The 1691-nt window shown below is 74.0% G+C and carries 2 protein-coding genes; both read left to right on the top strand.

Going from position 1 to position 1691, the window contains the following annotated elements; all coding sequences use genetic code 11:
• On the top strand, positions 1-602 hold a 602-nt coding region (locus D588_RS0116440; protein ID WP_017916753.1), incomplete at its 5' end, for an ATP-binding cassette domain-containing protein.
• Positions 603-1013: 411 nt separating this feature from the next.
• Positions 1014-1691: THUMP domain-containing protein (locus D588_RS25090; RefSeq protein WP_043085456.1), on the top strand; the 678-nt coding region annotated here is incomplete at its 3' end.

Raw genomic sequence — 1691 nt, 5'->3', positions numbered from 1 at the left:
GTCGCCTGGTCGAGCTGCAGGCAGTGCGGCTACCGTTCGCGCCGGCGACGCGGCAGCCGCTGGATCTGGTGGTGCAGGGCGGCGCACGCATCGGCGTGGTCGGGGCCAACGGCAGCGGCAAATCCACCCTGCTGCGGCTGCTGGCCGGGCAGGTGGCGGCGCTGTCCGGCAGCTGCCGGGTACGCGCCGCCAGCGCCTACCTGGACCAGTCGTTGGCGGCGCTGGACCCGGACGCCACCACGCTGGCGCAGGTGCAGGCCGCCGCGCCCGGCATCGCACTCGCCGACCTGCGCACGCGGCTGGCCTTGCTCGGCCTGGACGCGCAGCGCATCGGCGTGCCCTGCGGCCAGCTCAGCGGTGGCGAGCGACTGAAGACTGCGCTGGCCTGCGCCTTCTACCGCACGCCGCCGGCCGAACTGCTGTTGCTGGACGAGCCGGACAACCACCTGGACCGCGAAGCCCGCGACGCCTTGCGCGCGGTGCTGCTGCAGTACCCCGGCGCGCTGCTGGTGGTCTCGCATGATGCAGAGTTCCTGGACACACTGCGCCTGCAGCAGCGCTTGCAGGCCGATCCCGAGGCGTGGCGGCTGACGCCGTGGTGAGTGGCCTGCGCTGCCGTCGACGGGGTCTGCCGCCGGGCATGCCCGGCGCCGGATTCGTGGTCTCGCATTGCGCGATGCGTCGCGCACCAGGCGGCAGGAGAGCGCGTCTGCAGCGCCAGCTTCATCTGCCACGGCGCGGGGTGGTCGCGAAGCGAACGCCGGCGGGCGACGTCGCTGTGCCCGTCACACGAGGCCAGTGGCGGCCGCGGCGCACCCTGCGCCAGGGCACCGCGCAGCAGGCAGGGGCGCACGGACCCTGTGGTATTCTGCGCGCCGTTCCGGTGCGGTGCGTGCGCGTGCCAATCCCTCGATCCGCGGCCGCGGCCGCGGTAACGCCGGATCCGGCGCTGCGATGCGCCACGCGCGCGGCGTCCGCCGTGCCTCCCTCCCGTCCGTCCTGGTCCGCCTTCCGTGAAATTCTTCGTCTCCTGCGCCAAGGGCCTGGAATACCTGCTCGTCGATGAACTGCTCGCGCTTGGCGTGGCGCAGGCCACCGCCACCGTCGCCGGGGTCAATGCCGAAGGCAGCCTGCAGGACGCGCAGCGCGCGGTGCTGTGGTCGCGCCTGGCCAGCCGGGTGCTGTGGCCGTTGCAGTCCTTCGACTGCCCCGACGAGGCGGCACTGTACGCCGGCGTGGCCGCGCTGCCCTGGCGCAGCCATCTGGCGCCGCAGCACACCCTGGCGGTGGACGCGCATGTGTCCGGCACCGGCATCACCCACGCGCGCTTCGCCGCGCAGCGGGTCAAGGACGCGGTGGTGGACACGCTGCGCGGCGAGGGCCTGGAGCGACCGTCGGTGGACGTGGAGCACCCGGACCTGCGCCTGAACCTGTCGCTGCGCAAGGGCCGCGCGACGCTGTCGGTGGACCTGGGCGGCGGCTCGCTGCACCGGCGCGGCTGGCGCCAGGCGCAGAACGAGGCGCCGCTGAAGGAGAACCTGGCCGCGGCGGTGCTGCTGCGCGGGCAGTGGCCGGCCCTGTATGCGCAGGGCGGCGGGCTGCTGGATCCGATGTGCGGCAGCGGCACGCTGCTGATCGAAGGCGCGCTGATGGCCGCCGATGTCGCGCCGGGCTTGCTGCGCGGCGAACTG

The organism is Xanthomonas sp. SHU 308 (assembly GCF_000364645.1).
Classification (GTDB): Bacteria; Pseudomonadota; Gammaproteobacteria; order Xanthomonadales; family Xanthomonadaceae; genus Xanthomonas_A; species Xanthomonas_A sontii.
The sequence above is the reverse complement of the archived record's forward strand: the minus strand, read 5'-3'. Positions and strand labels throughout refer to the sequence as shown.